Origin of the sequence: Novosphingobium sp. ES2-1 (assembly GCF_015169775.1) — a bacterium.
Classification (GTDB): domain Bacteria; phylum Pseudomonadota; class Alphaproteobacteria; order Sphingomonadales; family Sphingomonadaceae; genus Novosphingobium; species Novosphingobium subterraneum.
The window spans coordinates 1,858,378-1,875,470 of the sequence record NZ_CP063445.1; the positions used below are offsets into that span (position 1 = coordinate 1,858,378).

Below are 17,093 nucleotides of genomic sequence, written 5' to 3' on the forward strand. Positions count from 1 at the left end.
GTCCGCTGGCGTCAGTTCGTCTCGACCTTCTCGGCTGGGATGACAGCTTCGGCCGACACGACCTTTTTGGCAGGTCCGCGCGCGATGGCGGCCGAGAGTTCGGCGGTTTCCGCGCAAGCTTTGCCACACAGGCCTTCGAGCCGTGTCAGGTTCCGGCGGGCCTTCTCAAGAGCGCCCTTCTCGACCATCGCGCCGCCTTCGCCGGAAATGGCGACGACATTATTGGGATCGCGTTCGAGCACCTGGCGATAATAGTGGATCGCCTTGCCCTGCAGCCCATCGCGCCGAGCGGCATCGGCCAGCGCCAGCAGCGCAGGATTGCTGGCGGGATCAAGGGCGAGCGCCGCTTCGAAACTGTCAGTCGCCGCCGAGACGTCGCCCTTGGCGAGTGATGCACGACCGTCCTTGAGCAAGGCTTCGACGCGCGGGTCGGACGCCGCCGTGTTCTTCGCCACGCCCATGCTGCCGGTCACGCCAACGACAAGTGACAGAGCGAGGGCAATGGGGGCGTAACGCATCAACAGCTCCTTGGTCCGATTACCTTTTGAAGGACCATCATTGAATGAACCCGCGTCCATGACGCTTCAGTTAACACGGCGTACGAGCGTTGCGAAGAAAAACCCGTCGGTGCCATCCCTAAAGGGTGTAAGCCGCCAGCCGCTGCCCCGCGCTTGGCCCGCAGGCAGCGGGGGCAGCGCGACATCCCAGCCGGGATTGGCCGAAAGGAATGCCTCTATCCGGTCTGCACCTTCAGCATCGAGCAGGGAGCAGACCACATAAGTCAGCCGACCGCCCGGCCTTACCAGCGAAGCCCCGATATCGAGCACATTGGCCTGCATCGCGCAGTAGCGCTCGATCGCCTTGGCATCGAGCCGCCAGCGCGCCTCGGGATTGCGGCGCCAGGTGCCTGTGCCCGAACACGGCGCATCGATCATCACCGCTTCGGCCTTGCCCTGCCAGTCGGCCAGCATCTCAGCCTCGCGTCCGGGGTTGAGCAGGCGCGCTTCAACCAGGACCCCTGCCCTGCTGGCGCGCTCCGGAAGGCGGGACAGGCGGGGCCGGTCAATGTCGCAGGCGAGGAGTTTGCCGCGATTGCCCATTGCTGCCCCCAGCGAAAGCGTCTTGCCGCCCGCCCCCGCGCACAGATCGACCACCGCTTCGCCGGGCTGCACGCCAAGCGCCATGCAGGCGATCTGGCTCCCGGCGTCCTGCACTTCGAACAGCCCCTCGGCGAATTCCGGCCACGATTCGACTGCCGTACCCGATGGCAGCCGCAAGCCCTGTGGGGCGATAGCTAGGTCGGCCTCGACAGGCAGGCGCGAACGCAATTCGTCTCGCGTGGTCTTGAGCGTATTGGCCCGGATATCGAGCGGCGCCCTTCCCAGCAGCGCGGCCTGTTCCTGATCATCGAGACCCGAAGCCGCAAGTCGTTCTGCCAGCCACATAGGCGCAACGCCACCGGACGCCACCGGCTCACCTGCCTCAATCGGCGCTGGCCCATAGTTCGATCCATCGAACAACCCGGCCAGAGCCGCGTCCGCTTGCGCCAGACGCAGCATCGCGGCGCGCCCGGACACCGGCACCTCGCCGCATGCCCGGATCGCATTCCATACCAGTTCGCGAATGGCGCGTCGGTCCTTCGAGCCGACATAGCGCCGCGCCCGGAACCAGTCCGCCGCAATCCGGTCTGCCGAAGCCCCTTGCGCCCTGGCTGCCGCAATCACTGCATCAAGCAGATCGATCGCGGCCTGAACCCGCGCCGGAGGCGTCATTCAGCCGCCCTCAGCCGACCTTGTAGTTCGGCGCCTCGCGCGTGATCGTCACGTCGTGGACGTGGCTCTCGCGAAGGCCCGCATTGGTAATGCGCACGAACTGCGCTCGCTTGCGCAGGTCTTCGATCGTGCGGCTGCCAGTGTAGCCCATCGCGGCCTTCACGCCGCCGACGAGCTGGTGGACCACGTCCTTGGCCGGCCCCTTGTAGGGCACCTGGCCTTCGATGCCTTCAGGCACCAGCTTCATCTGGTCCTTGATGTCCTGCTGGAAGTAACGGTCGGCCGAGCCGCGCGCCATTGCGCCGACCGAACCCATGCCGCGATACGACTTGTAGGCGCGGCCTTGGTACAGGAACGTCTCACCCGGCGCTTCCTCGGTGCCGGCCAGCATCGAGCCGATCATCACCGAGCTGGCACCGGCGGCAAGCGCCTTGGCAGCGTCGCCCGAGGTGCGCAGGCCGCCGTCGGCAATCACCGGAACGCCCGACTTCTCGGCTTCCTCGGCGCACTCCATAACGGCCGTCAGCTGCGGCACGCCAACACCCGCGACGATGCGCGTGGTGCAGATGGAGCCGGGACCGATGCCGACCTTCACGCCATCGGCGCCGGCATCGATCAGCGAGCGGGTGGCTTCGGCCGTGGCGACGTTGCCGGCGATCACCTGGACCGAATTCGACAGCTTCTTCGCCGCTTCGACAGCGCGGGCGACGTCACGGTTGTGGCCGTGAGCGGTGTCGATGATGACGACGTCGCATTCGGCCTCGACCAGCGCCTGCGTGCGCAGCAGGCCTTTCTCGCCCACGGTGGTGGCGGCAGCAACGCGCAGGCGACCGGCAGCATCCTTGGTGGCGTCCGGGAAGGTCACGGCCTTTTCGATGTCCTTGACCGTGATCAGGCCGATGCAGTGGAATGCATCATCAACCACCAGCAGCTTCTCGATCCGGCGCTGGTGCAGCAGGCGGCGCGCATCATCGCCGCTGGCGCCGAGCTTTACCGTGGCGAGATTTTCGTGCGTCATCAGTTCCCGCACAGGCTGCTGCGGATTGTCGGCAAAGCGGACGTCGCGGTTGGTGAGGATACCGACAAGCTTGCCCGAAGCCTCGACCACCGGGATGCCGCTGATCTTGTGCTGGCGCATCAGGGCCTGTGCCTCGCCCAGCGGCGCATCGGGCGAAATGGTAATCGGATTGACGACCATGCCACTTTCAAAGCGCTTGACGGCCCGCACCGCGGCGCACTGCTCTTCGATCGAAAGGTTGCGGTGGAGCACGCCGATCCCGCCCAGCTGCGCCATGACGATTGCCATGTCGGCCTCGGTCACGGTGTCCATCGCCGACGACAGGACCGGAATGTTGAGATTGATACCCCGGGTCAGCCGCGTGCGCGTGTCGGCCATTGAAGGCACGATATCCGACTCGGCAGGACGCAACAGCACGTCGTCGAAGGTAAGGCCGAGAGGGATGTCCATGATGCGCGCCACTTCTAAAGGTCCGGGGAGATTCGTGGCGGCCCATGTAAACAGGAAGGGGCAGTTCCGCTAGAGGGTTTGGTTCCCGAAATCAGGGGCGCTTTGCAGACGGGGCCGAAGCGCGCGCCGGGTAGCGTTTCGGATCGGCAAAGGCGCGGATCAGTTCGACCTGCAGGTTCACGTCGTCGGCCATCCCGGCGTAGTCGATCCACGGCCCTGGCTGGTCGCTGGGACGATGATAGGTATCCTCCATGAACCGCTCGGTCCGCTCCATGTCGCCGTAGGAGTTGCTGACCATCACCGCCGGGACATCGTGCTGCATCAGGATGAAGCTGTCCTGCCGCCGGATATAGGCGTTGGGCGCATCACCCGGCGCGAGCTTGCGCTTCATACGCTTGACGACATCGGCAATCAGCGGATCGAGCGGCGTCAGCCCCTTGCCGACCACGCCGATCGGCCCACCCGGCGGGACCAGCCCGGTACTGTCGACATTGAACGCGGCGACGAACCGATCGAGCGGGATCGGCGGGTTTTCGGCAAAGGCCATCGCGCCGAGCAGGCCGAGTTCCTCCCCCGTAGTCGCGAGGAAATAGACGTCGCGCTCCAGAGGCTTGCCGCGCGAGAGAATGCGCGCGGTTTCGGTCATGACCGCAAGGCCCGATGCATTGTCGATCGCGCCGTTGCAGATCAGGTCCTCGGCCGGCGCGCTGCCGCACTCGCCGAAATGGTCCCAGTGCGCCATCATCAGGACGGCCCCCGCCGAAGGATTGCGCCCTTCCAGCTTGCCGATCAGGTTGTGGGTCTTGATCCGCGTTTCGCGGCTAGTTGCCTCGAAATTGCCGGAAATCCCGAGAAGATAAGGCGAAAAGTCTGCTGCCCGGGCATCTGCCTGAAGCCGGGCCACGGTCGGCCGTGCCGTTCCGGCGAGCAGCGTCTCGGCCGTTGCCGACGACAGGAATGCCTCGATCTCATTTCCGATTCTTTCGCCTGCGACCGCATAGCCGGCGCGACGCCGGCGGGCGATCACATCTTCCAGACCCCGCTCATCATCAAGTACGGTGACAACCGCCAGCGCGCCGGCATCCAGCAACCGCCCCGCGCGATCACCTGCCCGATCTCGCGCAAGGCCCTCGGGCAGGCTGTCGAGCATCACGGCAACCCGGCCGGCAAGTTCCGCGCGCGACGTGACGGGTGACGTGGCCTGCCCGACGAACACCAGTGGCGCATCCTGCACAAGGCTGCGCAGGCCAGACGTTACCACGAACACGCTGTCGATCGGCAAGTTCACCCGCTTGCGACCGCGCATGAAGCTGGCACGTGACAGCACCGGTTCACGCTCGACAAGTTCCACTGGGGCGAACCAGCCGTTGCCAGGCATGTTGGTCCCGGCAGACAGCCCGATGTCGAACCACTGACGCGCGAGATAGCGCAGCGTCTTGGTTTCACCCTCGGTGCCCGGTTCGCGTCCATCGAAGGCGTCGCTCGCCAGGGTTTCGACGTGGGCCTTGAGCGCGATCTCCACCGGGCCGGGCTTCTTCGGCGCCGGCCTCGCGGAGACGAGGAGCAGCGCGCCGAGGACCAAGCTTCCCCTTATCGCTACTGTCCACCCCCCGTAACGCTTCATCGCCGACCCCAAACGCCTCGTCGCAGACCCTTGCTCTCAAAAGCGGGAGCGAGGCGCAAGTTCCCAATTGGGGCGTGGATGATGAACAGAACTTTACATAGGAGGTTGGTGGTTGCCCTTTATTGCGCCACCCAGCCACCGTCGACGTTGTAATTCGCCCCGGTAATGTTGCGCGCTTCATGACGGCACAGGAACAACGCGAGCGCCGCGCAATCTTCCGGCTGGACGAATTGCTTGGTGGGTTGCCGCTCCAGCAGGACATCGTTGATGACCTGATCGCGCGTCAGGCCCCTTGCCTTCATCGTATCGGGAATCTGGTTCTCGACCAGCGGCGTCCAGACGTAGCCGGGGCTGATGCAGTTCGCGGTCACGCCGTCGGTTGCCAGCTCCAGGGCAAGCGTCTTGGTCAGCCCGGCAATGCCATGCTTGGCCGCCACATAGGCGGCCTTGTAAGGCGAAGCCGTGAGCGAATGGGCCGAGGCCGTGAACAGGATGCGACCCCATCCCTTGGCCTTCATGCCCGGAATGCACAGGCGGCAGGCGTCGAACGCGGCCGTGAGGTTGAGCGCGATGATCGTGTCCCACTTGTCGACCGGGAATTCCTCGACCGGGGCGACGTGCTGCATTCCCGCGTTGTTGATCAGGATGTCGACCGCGCCAAACTCCGCCAACGCCGTCGCCACCATCGCTTCGGTGCCTTCGCGCTTCGTCAGGTCCCCTGCGGCAAAGATCGCCCGGCCGCCGCTGACAGAGGCAAGTTCTTCGCACAGCGCCTTGATCTGTTCGGCATCACCGAAGCCATTGAGAACAATGTCCGCTCCTTCTGCGGCCAGCGCCCGCGCATAGGCGAGGCCGATGCCCGAGGTGGAGCCGGTGATGAGCGCGCACTTGCCCTTCAGGAACATTCGATTACTCCGGGGTTTCTGGATGGATTGATCGCGCTGGCATCGCGGGCGGCTCGCCGCTTGTCCAGTCGCAAACGCAAAAAAGGGGATTGCCCATGCGGCTCGACGATTTCGACAGTTCCATCAATGTCCAGGATCAACGCGGCGGCGGCGGCTTCCCGTTCGGCGGCGGCGGCAAGGTGGGTTGCGGCTCGATCGTGATCGCATTGATTGCCGCAGTGGTGTTCGGCGTCGACCCGATGCAGATGCTGGGTTCGATGCAGCAGGGCCAGGTTTCGGCACCAGTTGAACAGCAGGGTGGCGCCTCCTTGGCAGAAAGCTGCTCCGTCAACGAATTCAGCAAGGAAAGCTGCAACGCGCTGTCCTCGCTCAACAAGACGTGGGGCCCACTGTTCCAGCAGGCCAATATCCCGTTCGAAGCCCCGACTCTCGTGTTTTACTCGCAGAATGGCCGGTCGGGCTGCGGCGCGGCACAGAGCGCGATGGGGCCGTTCTACTGCCCGAGCGACAGCGGCATCTATATCGACACCGATTTCTACACCGAAATGGACCGTCAGATGGGTGCCGGCGGCGACTTTGCCCGTGTCTATGTGATGGCGCACGAATACGGCCACCATATCCAGAGCCTGCTCGGCACGTCAGCCAAGGTGCGGCAGTTGCAGCAGAGCAGTCCGAGCCAGGCCAACCGCTACTCAGTCGCTCTCGAACTTCAGGCCGACTGTTATGCCGGCGTCTGGGCAGGCCGCAATCGGGATCGCATCGAAGCGGGCGACATCGAGGAAGGCATGCGTGCAGCACACCAGATCGGCGACGATACTTTGATGAAGGCGGCAGGCCGCCGTCCGGTGGAGGATGCGTTCACACACGGCAGCGCCTCGCAGCGGATGCAGTGGCTGCGCAAGGGAATCGAGACAGCGGACGAGGACCAGTGCGACACGTTCGCCGCGCTGTGATGAGTGTTTGTTAACATTAATTCACGGAACCGCGAAGGGCCTGAAGACTTCATCCGTTAAACGGGGAGCAGACAATGAAGTTTACCAAGGCCCTTCGGTTCGCAACGATACTGCCTTGCACGCTTGCCGTTGCCTTCCCTCTCGCCGCACAGACTGCGGTTTCGGAGGAAAAGGTGACGGCGAGTGATGTGGTTACGAAGCCTTTGTCCGACTTGAACATCAAGAAGGACGAAGTGCCGGAAATTCTCGTCGCTGCGCGGCAGAAGCCTTATGATCTTGCCGGCATGCGCAAGTGTCCTGCCATCGCCGCAGAGATCACCAAGCTTGACGCTGTTCTTGGTGACGACATCGACGTGGCACGGGACGATGGCAATTCGACGCTGAAGATGGGCAATATTGCCAAGTCACTCGTTGGCTCACTGATTCCGTTCGGCGGCGTAATCCGCGAAATCAGTGGCGCAAATGCCCAGCAGCGCAAGTGGAACGAGGCGATCTACGCAGGGTCGGTGCGCCGCGCCTATCTTAAGGGCGTCGGCGAACAGCGCGGCTGCAAATACCCGGCGAGCGCGGCAACGCCAAAGGATGTTTCAGCCTTGTGGTCCGCACGCGAAGCAGCAGAGGCCAAGGCGGAACGCGAAAAGAAGGACGACAGCAAGAAGGACGACGACAAGAAGTCCGCAAAATCGAAGCCGGGCAACGCCGATCCGATCCGCTTCGAAAGCAAACCGGTCGTCCAGAAGGCTGACTGAAAGACCTTCTCGGCCAGATACCGCTTATCCCTTCGCCTTGAGCTTGGCCATTTCAGCGTCGAGTTCCTTGAGGACCTGCTTGCGGATGCTGTCTGACAACGATTTGTCGCGGGCGATTTCCTCGCGCGCCTGACGAATGCCGGCGAGCGCTTCGGCCATGGCATGCTTCTCGATGTCTGCCTCGCTGCCGCATGTGCGGATTCGCACGCGAGTGACCTTGCCGTCGTTCTCCTCGGAGGCATCGACGTTGGCGTAGGCATTCTTGCCCCGGCAATGCGGACCGTCCTCGGAAATGATGTCGGTCACGCCTTCGTTCTCGCCGTTGATCACGATCACGCGCTGCATGCGGCGCTCGCCCTTGCCAGGCAGCGGGGGAGCCGGAGGCATGGGCGGGACGGGCGGAATGCCAGCCTCCGCACGGGCGATCTTCGCCTCGACGTCCGCGTCAGACAATGGCTTGTCGCTCTTGAACACGAAGGTCTTGCCATCGCGGGTGACGGTGCGGACGTGCTCTTGCCCATCTGCGCCGCCATGCTTTTCGATGATGACGGTTTGCTGCCCCATGCTTGGCGCAGGCGGCGCTGGCGGTGCGGGAGGTGACGGGGGAGCCGGAGGTGCGGGCGGCGCGGGCGGAGCAGGTGGCGGCGGCATGTCCGTAATGCCTTGTGCCATGGCCCCCGCAGCGCTGATGACCAGCGCGGCTCCTGCAATAAGCGTCAGCTTCGAATGCTTCCAACCGCTTTTCATCGAACTGCCTCCCCAGGCTGCCCGTCTCACCGGGCCGAAAATGACTGATGCCGGAGTATTCCTACCCCGGCATCAGATCATCTCACGTTCGACAAACCGCCAGTCCGCATGGACCAGTGTCGAGGAATTGGCGTCAGGTCAGTACACGCGCTTCTTCGGCTTGATGTACTCGACGTCGTCGGTCAGCGTGTATTCGTGGACCGGGCGATAGTCGAGACGGACTTCGCCGCCCTTGCCGCCCCAGCCGTTGAACCAGGCTGCGGTGTGCTTCATCCATTCGGCATCGTTGCGCTCGGGGAAATCCTCGTGCGCGTGGGCGCCGCGGCTTTCCTTGCGGTTGTAGGCCGAATGCATGGTGACCGAGGCCTGGCTGATCAGGTTGTCGAGTTCGAGCGTCTCGACGAGATCCGAGTTCCAGATCAGCGAACGGTCGGACACATGGATGTCCTCCATGCGCTTGTAGGTGTTGGCGAGCTTGACCTTGCCTTCAGCCATCAGTTCGTCGGTGCGGAACACTGCGGCGTGGGCCGACATCGTGCGCTGCATTTCGACGCGAACCTCGGCCGTGGGCGAGCCGCCCTTGGCGTGGCGGAAGTGATCTAGGCGGGTCAGCGCAAGGTCGGCGCTGTCCTTGGGCAGCGAGTTGTGCGAGGTGCCCGGCTTGATCAGTTCCTTGAGGCGCAGGCCAGTGGCACGACCGAACACGACAAGGTCGATCAGCGAGTTCGAGCCGAGGCGATTGGCGCCGTGGACCGAAACGCAGGCGGCTTCACCCACTGCGAACAGGCCGGGGACGACCGTCTCGGGGTTGCCGTCGGCACCGATGGTGACGACTTCGCCGTGGTAGTTACAGGGGATGCCGCCCATGTTGTAGTGGACGGTCGGCACGACCGGCAGCGGCTGGCGCGTAAGGTCGACGCCTGCGAAGATCTTGCCGCTTTCGGTGATGCCCGGCAGACGTTCAGCCAGGACGCCTGCATCGATGTGATCGAGGTGCAGGTAGATGTGGTCCTTGTGCGGGCCGACGCCGCGCCCTTCGCGGATTTCCATTGCCATCGAACGCGAGACGACGTCACGCGAGGCGAGGTCCTTGGCCGACGGGGCATAGCGCTCCATGAAGCGCTCGCCCTCGGAGTTGGTGAGGTAGCCGCCCTCACCACGTGCACCTTCGGTGATGAGCACGCCGGCGCCGTAGATGCCGGTCGGGTGGAACTGGACGAATTCCATGTCCTGCAGAGGAAGGCCCGCACGCAGGACCATGCCGCCGCCGTCACCGGTGCAGGTGTGGGCCGAGGTGGCCGTGAAGTACGAACGGCCATAGCCGCCAGTGGCCAGCACGACCGCATGGCTGCGGAAGCGGTGGATCGAGCCATCGTCCATGCACAGCGCGATCACGCCCCGGCATTCGCCGTTTTCCATGATCAGGTCGATCGCGAAGTATTCGATGAAGAAGTCCGCGTCGTACTTCAGCGACTGCTGGTACAGCGCGTGAAGCATGGCGTGGCCGGTACGATCAGCCGCGGCGCAGGTGCGCTGCACCGGCGGGCCTTCACCCATGTTCTGCATGTGGCCACCGAACGGACGCTGGTAGATCGTGCCCTCCGGGTTGCGGCTGAACGGCACGCCGGCGTGCTCGAGTTCATAGACCGCAGCCGGAGCTTCGCGCACCATGTATTCGATGGCGTCCTGGTCACCCAGCCAGTCCGACCCCTTGACGGTGTCGTACATGTGCCAGGTCCAGTGATCGGGCGAATTGTTGCCGAGCGAGGCGGCGATACCGCCCTGCGCTGCCACGGTATGCGAGCGCGTCGGGAAGACCTTGGTGATGCAGGCGGTGCGCAGGCCGGCCTGGGCCGAGCCCATGGTGGCGCGCAGGCCCGAACCGCCGGCACCGACGACGACGGTGTCGTAGGTGTGGTCGATGATCTTGTAGGCAGGCTGAGTCGAAGTCATGTCTTATGCGCCCCCGAGCGCAATGCGCAGAACCGAAAGGATGCCGAAGGCAGCGGCCGCGAAGGGCACTGCATTGACCAGAAGCCAGGCGACAACCTTGCCGCCTTCTTCATGGACATAATCTTCGAGCATGACCTGCACGCCCATACGGGCATGGGTGAAGGTGTTGATCATGATCAGGATGAGCGCGATCGACGGCAGCGGCCGCGCGACCCAACCGCGCACAGTGGCATAGGTGTAGTCCGGCAGCAGCGCGAGACTGACGATCAGGAACGTGATCAGGACGAGGTTGCCCACCGCCGTGAGGCGCTGCGTGAGCCAGTGATGGGTGCCTTCGTGGCTGGAGCCCAGCCCGCGCACGCGACCGATGGAGGTGCCGTTACCCATGGGAGTAAGCCTTCCTTGCTTGACGGTTCGTGCCGGCGCTCAGCGCAGCAGCACGAAAGCCCAGAATGCGATGGTGAGGAGGACCGAGATGACGATTGTCAGGCTCGACCAGCGGGCATTGGTTTCCAGTTCGTATCCCGCGCCGATATCGAGGATCAGGTGGCGGATGCCCGAAGCGGCGTGCTGGAAGAAGGCCCAGGTCAGGCCGACAAGCACGATCTTGCCGAGGATCGCGGTAACCGTCTGCAGGCCACCGCCAGTGCCGAGCCACACGTAGTCCAGGAACGTCTGATAGGCCCCTGCCCCGCTTGCCAGCGCACCGATCCACCACAGCAGAAGCCCCAGACCTGCAAACGCAAGGCCGTTGCCGGTGATGCGGTGCAGGATCGAAACCAGCATGGCCGGGCCCCAGCGCCAGATCTGGAGATGCGGAGAAATCGGCCGTGCCTTGCGCGCCTGCGCCATGAACATACCCCCTCGACTAGGTACAAGGATCGCGGAAAGGACAGCCCCCGCGACGGATTGCGAGTCCTATTAGTCGAAAAGACCGCCTGCGCAAGCGTATGCGGGATGTAAAAAAGGACAGCCGGTTGCGCTTGTCCAGCGCGGTCCCTAGACGACCCTCATGAGCATGACACTCGCCGTCCTGGCCGCAGCGACTGCGGTGACGCCCGCCCCGGCCGATACTGCCGCAGCCCGTGCAATCATTCGCCAGTGCGAGGGCAAGGAGAACTTCTCCGATCCCGCCCCGCCTGCCCAGATCTTCGGCAATGTCTGGTATGTCGGCACCTGCAACGTCTCGGTCCTGCTGATCACCGGCCCGCAGGGGCACATCCTGGTCGATGCAGCGGTGGAAGAGGCAGTGCCGCAAATCCTTGCCAATATCCGCAAGCTGGGATTCAACCCGAAGGACATCGGCCTGATCGTCTCAAGCCATGAGCATTTCGACCACGTTGGCGGTCTCGCCGCGTTGGAGAAGGCAACCGGTGCGCGCTTCGTCGCCACGGCAGAAGCGGCCAAGGTAATACGCAGCGGCAAAGTCAGCCCCGCTGACCCGCAAGTGCAGGAAATTCATGGCAGTCGCCCTGCAAGAGTAGACTTCGCATTGAAGACCGGGGACGTGTTCAGCGTCGGGCCGCTCAAGATCACGGCTTTCCAGACTCCCGGCCACACCGAGGGTTCGACCAGCTGGCATTGGAAATCGTGCGAGGGGACTGACTGCCGCACGATCACATACGTCGACAGCCTGACCGCTCTCCCGCTCGGCACCTATCGTTTTGCCGATCATCCCGAGCGCGTGGCGATGTTCCGCAAGACCTTCGCGCAAGTGGAGGCGCTGGAATGCGGCGTCCTGCTGACGCCGCATCCTTCGGCCAGCGCCATGTTTGAGCGGATGAGTGGATCCGAACCGCTTGCCGACCCCGATGCCTGCAAGGCGCTGGCGGCAGGCGCGCGGGATCGTCTGGAAAAGGCACTGCGTAAATGAGCTGGAAAGTCACTATCTACGCCCCGCGCGATGTGATTCAGGCCGCCCTGATCGCGCATGAGGATGCCTGGGACTGGGACCACGACATCGTCATTGCTGGCAGCGAAATCGCCGAGGACAAGCCCGAGGACTGGCAGCTGGAAGCCTGGCTTGACCGCAAGCCGACCAAGGCTGATCAGAACGCCATTGCCGATCTGTTCGAAGGGGCGCCGCCCACGCTGCAGATCGAGAAGCTGCCCGATACCGACTGGGTGACGCTGAGCCAGCAAGGCGTCGAACCCATCCGCGAGGGCGTCTTTCATGTTCACACGCCCGAATATCCGCCGCTCCTCGAGCGTGGCGTTCGAGACTTCGTTATCCCTGCAAGCCAGGCGTTCGGCACCGGCCAGCATGCAACTACCGCAGGCTGCCTCGCCATGTTGAGCCACATGAAGCGGCAAGGCGTGACCGTGCGCAACCTGGCTGACATCGGCACCGGCACCGGTCTGCTCGGCTTCGCCGGGCTGCATCTGTGGCCGACCGCCCGGGCCATCGCCAGTGACATCGATGCTGTTTGCGGCCCGGTCGTGGCAGAGAACGCGGCCAACAACGGCATTCCGCTGGGCGATGGCGTTGGACGCATGGCCATGGTCATCGCCGCCGGAATGGACCATCCCCTGCTCCAGGCGGCCGGGCCCTATGACCTGCTGATCGCCAACATCCTTGCCGGGCCGCTGGTCGAACTGGCACCGGAATTCGCCCGCGCCGTTGTGCCGGGTGGCAGCGTGCTGCTGGCCGGACTGCTTGAAACGCAGGAAGCCACTGTCCGGGCAGCCTATCGCAAGGCGGGCCTGAGGCTGGCGGCGCGGATGGTGCGCGGCGACTGGTCGATCCTGTGGTTGCGACGGCGCGCGGCAGGCGGTGTGCGCGCAAGCCGGGTTGGCACTCTGCCGGAGTGGTCGAAGCGCTGGTAGCGCGCTACGGGGCTTGTGCATCGCCCGCGCTCGATTGATCATTCGGTTAAGGCGGGAGATGCGCGATGACCTACGAGACCTTCACCATCGAAAAGCGGGGCGCAGCGGACTGGGTAACGCTGAACCGGCCGAAGGTGCTCAACGCGATCTCGCTGCAGATGGTGCGCGAGCTATCCGACTACTTTGGCAAGCTGTTCCACGACCGTGATACCCGCGTCGTTGTGATGCGCGGCGCGGGCAAGGCCTTCTGCGCAGGGCTGGATATCAAGGAACGCGCCGAGAACCGCGAGGATATCCCGTTTGCGGGCGGGTTCAGCTTTCAGGGCTATCTGGCCGACGTCTATATAAAGATGCGGCGCAGCCCACAGCCGATTGTCAGCCTAGTCCATGGTGCGGCCTGTGGCGGTGGCTTCTCGTTCGTGCTGGCCTCGGACATTCGCATTGCGGGGACAAGCGCGAGGATGAACGCCGCCTACATCAAGCTCGGACTCTCGGCCTGCGACATGGGCTGCAGCTATTTCCTGCCACGTCTGGTCGGCACTTCGGTAGCGAGCGAACTGATGCTGACGGGGCGTTTCATCCACGCCCCTCGCGCCCTGGCGACCGGGCTCGTTTCGGAAGTCGTACCCGACGAGCAACTTGAAGCGGTCGGCCAGACGTATGTCGATGACCTGCTTGCCGCCTCGCCTATGGGTCTGCGGATGACCAAGGAGGGCCTCAACCTTGCCATCGACGCGCCAAGCCTGGAGGCGGCAATGGCGATCGAGAACCGCAATCAGTTGATGACGGCGGCCAGCCCCAATTTCCGCGAGGGAATGCAGGCGTTTCTGGAGAAGCGAAAGCCGAACTACGTGCCGGAGTGAGCGGCCAAGGTATCACGCAACAGGATCAGCGCGGCGCGGGTGAAAGCCTGCATGTTGGCAAGACGGTCGTCACTGTTGGTCATAACCCGCACTGACGCCTCGATCCCGTCCGGCCCGACGACGCCAATCGCGCTGGTGCCGGAAGCGACGCCCAAGGGATGTGAGCTACCGCCGGAAGCGCCGGTTTCGGCGATGGCCCAATCGGAACTGTAGCGTTCGCGCATCAGCCGCGCTTGCGCCAGAGCATAGTCCTCCTGCGCCGAAGTGTAGCCGCGTAGCGAGCCTGGCGGGTGGCCGAGCACCATGCGCCGCCCCTTGAGCGTGTAGATCACCCCGCCGCCAAGGTAAAACGCCGATGCGCCGGGCATGGCGAGCAAGCTCGCAGAGATGAGGCCTCCGGTGGAGCCATCGACGACGGCAATGGTCTGGTTGCGCGCCTTGAGCAGGGTTCCTGCCGCAGCGGCTATGGCGGCCAAGTCGTGGAGCATCAACCTGCGCTCCGCACGATCTCGGCCCAAGCCGCTTCATCTATAACGTCGATGCCCAGCGCGGCCGCTTGCTTCAGTTTGGAACCTGCGCCGGGTCCTGCCACTACAAGATCAGTCTTGGCAGAGACGGAACCGGCCGCGCGCGCGCCCAGGGCTTCAGCCTGGGCCTTGGCCTCGTCACGGCTCATCGTTTCGAGCTTGCCGGTAAAGACGATGGTCTTGCCGGCCACGGCGCTGTCCTTTGTCTCGACCACGTAGGGTGGCGGGGTGACTTCCGAGAGCAGGTCCTCCCACACCGCGATGTTATGCGGTTCGTGGAAGAAGTCGCCCAACGCTTCGACTACCACTGGGCCGACGCCCTCGATGGAGAGGAGGTCTGCAGTCGCATCGCCGCCTTCCCGCGCAGCAATGGCGGCGTCGCGCAAGTGGGGAAGCGTAACGAAGCGCTTCATCAGATCGCGTGCCGTGACAGCACCGACGTGGCGAATCCCCAAGCCGAAGAGCAGGCGCGCCGCGTCGGGCTGGCGCTTGGCCTCGATGGCTGCCAACAGGTTGTCCACAGACTTGTCCTTCCAGCCTTCGCGCCCGACGATGTCGCTGCGGCGCTTTCTCAGGCGGAAAATGTCGGCCGGGCTTTCAAGCCAGCCGAGCTGAAAGAACTCGATGATCGTCTTTTCCCCCAACCCTTCGATGTCGAGCGCGGCGCGGCTGACGAAGTGCTTGAGGCGTTCGACTCGCTGGGCGGGGCAGATGAGGCCACCGGTGCAGCGAACGTCGACCTCCCCCTCCTCCGCCACCGCTTCGGACTGGCACTCGGGGCAATGGTCCGGGAAGTGGTATGATTCGCGCGGCTCGTCGCGCGTGAGGTTCTCGACCACCTGCGGAATCACGTCGCCCGCGCGCTGGAGCACGATGCGATCGCCGACGCGAAGCCCCAACCTCCCGATCTCGTCGCGGTTGTGCAGGGTGACGTTGGTAACGGTGACGCCGCCGACAAGTACCGGCTTGAGACGGCCCACCGGCGTCAGCTTGCCCGTGCGGCCGACCTGGATGTCGATAGCCTCGAGAGTCGTCTCGGCCTTTTCGGCGGGGAACTTGTGGGCGATGCCCCAGCGCGGGGCCTTGGCGACGAAGCCGAGACGCTCCTGCCAGTCGAGCCGGTCAACCTTGTAGACGACGCCGTCGATGTCATAGGGCAGATCGGCGCGCTGTTGGCCGATCGTGCGGTAATGCGCGACCATCTCGGCAGCCGACGAGCACCGCACCAGCAGTGGCGAAACCGGCACACCCCACTGTGCAATCTTGCGCATCATCTCGAATTGCGTGGGCGCGGGCACCTCGCTCGTCGCACCCCAACCGTGGGCGAGAAAGCGCAATGGCCTGGCGGCGGTGACACTCGCATCCTTCTGGCGCAGCGAACCCGCAGCGGCATTGCGCGGGTTGGCGAAGACCTTGTCGCCTGCTTCGGCCTGCCGGGCATTGAGCGCGAGGAAGTCGGCCTTGGCCATGTAGACCTCGCCGCGAATCTCGAAGACTGCGGGCACGTCGAAAAGACCTGCACCCTTCAGCTCCTGCGGGATATCGGCGATATGCGCCACGTTCGCGGTCACGTCCTCGCCGACCTGCCCGTCACCGCGCGTCGCTGCTCGGACCAGCCTGCCGTTCTCGTAGCGCAGCGAGCAGGACAGGCCGTCGATCTTGTCCTCGGCGGTCATAACCACTTCGGCGCTTTCCGGCAGCGCGAGGAAGCGGCGGACGCGGGCGACGAATTCCTCGACTTCCTCATCGGTGAAGGCGTTGTCGAGGCTCATCATGCGAACCTCGTGGGTGACCTTGCCCAGCGGCGAGGCTGCAACTTCGTGCCCGACTTGCGCGCTGGGACTATCGGGCCGGATCAGATGCGGGAATGCGGCTTCAAGCTCGGCATTGCGGCGCACCAGCGCGTCGTACTCGGCGTCGGAAATCTCGGGCGAATCCTCCGCATGGTAAAGGCGGTTATGCTTTGCAATCTGCCGCGCCAGCCGCATGAGTTCGTTGGCGGCTTCGGCTTCGGTTATCTCGATCATCATGCTGGTCCAAGGAGCGTGGCAACCATCGGGCGACGGGCGCGGAAGCCCAGGCTTTCATAAAGTCGGATCGCCGAGACGTTGCTGGCGTAGCTGTGCAGATACGGCACTTCGCCCCGCGCTGCCATGCCGGCCATGACCTTCCGGATCAGACGCGCGGCAAGGCCCCTGCCCCGGAATTCCGGCCAGGTACAGACACCGCTGAGTTCGGCAAGGTGAGCTGCGGGGCGCATGCGTTCGCCTGCCATCGCGGCGAGGCGGCCATCGATGCGGATGCCGTGAAACTGGCCATAGCGCCAAGTCTGCGGTGCCCAAGGTCCCGGCTCGGTCGCAAGAGCCAGTTCCGCCATCTCGGCTGCATCGGCTTCGCCCAGTGCCACGATCTCGGCATCTTGGATCGGGGCGATGGGAGCATCGGCGATCATCTGCAGGAGCGGCGCCTCGCGCAAGACCTGCAGGCCCACGGGCGCAGGCAAGGCTTCGGGCTCGACAAGCCAGATCTCACCCCCGTGCAGATGCTGCGCCAGGTCTCCCTCATTGCCGGGATCTGCTGCGGCAAACGGTCCATAAGCAGGATTAAGACGACGCACCGACCCCGTCCCCACGTCGAGTGCGTTCTGTGGCCCGCCAAGCGAGTGCCAGACAGGGCGGTCGAGCAAATTGAGTTGCACCATTTGCG

17 protein-coding genes are annotated in these 17,093 nt (G+C 64.3%); 5 read left to right on the top strand and 12 right to left on the bottom strand.

What is annotated here, in order from left to right; genetic code table 11:
- Positions 1 to 11 precede the first annotated feature (11 nt).
- The 5 genes from IM701_RS09015 to IM701_RS09035 all read right to left on the bottom strand — a co-directional run bounded on the left by IM701_RS09015 (position 12) and on the right by IM701_RS09035 (position 5,769).
- Positions 12 to 518 (bottom strand): hypothetical protein, encoded by a 507-nt coding sequence (locus tag IM701_RS09015; RefSeq protein WP_230487634.1) that lies wholly within the window; start codon positions 516 to 518, stop codon positions 12 to 14.
- A gap of 66 nt (positions 519 to 584) precedes the next feature.
- Entirely contained in the window at positions 585 to 1,772 is a 1,188-nt protein-coding gene (locus IM701_RS09020; protein WP_193826726.1) for an RsmB/NOP family class I SAM-dependent RNA methyltransferase, read from the bottom strand.
- Positions 1,773 to 1,782: 10 nt separating this feature from the next.
- Positions 1,783 to 3,240 (bottom strand): IMP dehydrogenase, encoded by a 1,458-nt coding sequence (guaB, locus tag IM701_RS09025; protein ID WP_039334097.1) that lies wholly within the window; start codon positions 3,238 to 3,240, stop codon positions 1,783 to 1,785.
- 91 nt (positions 3,241 to 3,331) lie between these two features.
- Positions 3,332 to 4,864 carry a M28 family peptidase gene (locus IM701_RS09030; protein WP_193826727.1) on the bottom strand — a complete coding sequence of 511 codons (1,533 nt, stop codon included), beginning with the start codon at positions 4,862 to 4,864 and terminating at the stop codon, positions 3,332 to 3,334.
- A gap of 119 nt (positions 4,865 to 4,983) precedes the next feature.
- Positions 4,984 to 5,769, bottom strand: a complete 786-nt coding sequence (locus IM701_RS09035) for a 3-hydroxybutyrate dehydrogenase (protein ID WP_039333997.1) — start codon at positions 5,767 to 5,769, stop codon at positions 4,984 to 4,986.
- A 95-nt stretch (positions 5,770 to 5,864) separates the two neighbouring features.
- Between IM701_RS09035 and IM701_RS09040 the strand changes: the two genes are divergently transcribed.
- Together IM701_RS09040 and IM701_RS09045 are read left to right on the top strand one after the other, a co-directional pair.
- Positions 5,865 to 6,722 (top strand): neutral zinc metallopeptidase, encoded by an 858-nt coding sequence (locus IM701_RS09040; protein WP_193826728.1) that lies wholly within the window; start codon positions 5,865 to 5,867, stop codon positions 6,720 to 6,722.
- 74 nt (positions 6,723 to 6,796) lie between these two features.
- Positions 6,797 to 7,471 (top strand): hypothetical protein, encoded by a 675-nt coding sequence (locus IM701_RS09045; protein ID WP_174544572.1) that lies wholly within the window; start codon positions 6,797 to 6,799, stop codon positions 7,469 to 7,471.
- Between the two features lie 24 nt (positions 7,472 to 7,495).
- Here IM701_RS09045 and IM701_RS21880 read toward each other — a convergent pair whose 3' ends face one another.
- The 4 genes from IM701_RS21880 to sdhC form a co-directional block, all read right to left on the bottom strand.
- Positions 7,496 to 8,218 carry a hypothetical protein gene (locus IM701_RS21880; protein WP_305082405.1) on the bottom strand — a complete coding sequence of 241 codons (723 nt, stop codon included), beginning with the start codon at positions 8,216 to 8,218 and terminating at the stop codon, positions 7,496 to 7,498.
- A 138-nt stretch (positions 8,219 to 8,356) separates the two neighbouring features.
- Entirely contained in the window at positions 8,357 to 10,171 is a 1,815-nt protein-coding gene (gene sdhA / locus IM701_RS09055) for a succinate dehydrogenase flavoprotein subunit (RefSeq protein ID WP_039333993.1), read from the bottom strand.
- A gap of 3 nt (positions 10,172 to 10,174) precedes the next feature.
- Entirely contained in the window at positions 10,175 to 10,558 is a 384-nt protein-coding gene (sdhD, locus tag IM701_RS09060; RefSeq protein WP_193826729.1) for a succinate dehydrogenase, hydrophobic membrane anchor protein, read from the bottom strand.
- A gap of 39 nt (positions 10,559 to 10,597) precedes the next feature.
- On the bottom strand, positions 10,598 to 11,023 hold the full coding sequence (sdhC, locus tag IM701_RS09065) for a succinate dehydrogenase, cytochrome b556 subunit (RefSeq protein ID WP_039334091.1): 426 nt from the start codon (positions 11,021 to 11,023) through the stop codon (positions 10,598 to 10,600).
- A gap of 160 nt (positions 11,024 to 11,183) precedes the next feature.
- Here sdhC and bla point away from each other — a divergent pair, with 160 nt between their 5' ends.
- The 3 genes from bla (at position 11,184) to IM701_RS09080 (ending at position 13,860) form a co-directional block, all read left to right on the top strand.
- Entirely contained in the window at positions 11,184 to 12,044 is an 861-nt protein-coding gene (bla, locus tag IM701_RS09070) for a subclass B3 metallo-beta-lactamase (RefSeq protein WP_193826730.1), read from the top strand.
- Positions 12,041 to 12,997, top strand: coding sequence for a 50S ribosomal protein L11 methyltransferase (locus IM701_RS09075; protein WP_193826731.1), 957 nt, complete (start codon positions 12,041 to 12,043; stop codon positions 12,995 to 12,997). Before bla ends, IM701_RS09075 begins: the two co-directional genes overlap by 4 nt.
- Before the next feature lie 65 nt (positions 12,998 to 13,062).
- Positions 13,063 to 13,860: an enoyl-CoA hydratase/isomerase family protein gene (locus tag IM701_RS09080; RefSeq protein ID WP_193826732.1), complete on the top strand. Its 798-nt coding sequence runs from the start codon at positions 13,063 to 13,065 to the stop codon at positions 13,858 to 13,860.
- On the opposite strand, the gene IM701_RS09085 is transcribed toward IM701_RS09080, so the two are convergent.
- The 3 genes from IM701_RS09085 to IM701_RS09095 are packed head-to-tail and all read right to left on the bottom strand — an operon-like array spanning position 13,845 to position 17,088.
- Entirely contained in the window at positions 13,845 to 14,348 is a 504-nt protein-coding gene (locus IM701_RS09085; protein WP_193826733.1) for a CinA family protein, read from the bottom strand. The two genes, IM701_RS09080 and IM701_RS09085, sit on opposite strands and share 16 nt — an antisense overlap.
- Positions 14,348 to 16,414 carry an NAD-dependent DNA ligase LigA gene (gene ligA, locus IM701_RS09090; protein ID WP_370584300.1) on the bottom strand — a complete coding sequence of 689 codons (2,067 nt, stop codon included), beginning with the start codon at positions 16,412 to 16,414 and terminating at the stop codon, positions 14,348 to 14,350. Before ligA ends, IM701_RS09085 begins: the two co-directional genes overlap by 1 nt.
- Positions 16,414 to 17,088, bottom strand: a complete 675-nt coding sequence (locus IM701_RS09095; RefSeq protein WP_193828401.1) for a GNAT family N-acetyltransferase — start codon at positions 17,086 to 17,088, stop codon at positions 16,414 to 16,416. The genes ligA and IM701_RS09095 overlap by 1 nt, the downstream gene beginning before the upstream one ends.
- Positions 17,089 to 17,093: the final 5 nt, after the last annotated feature.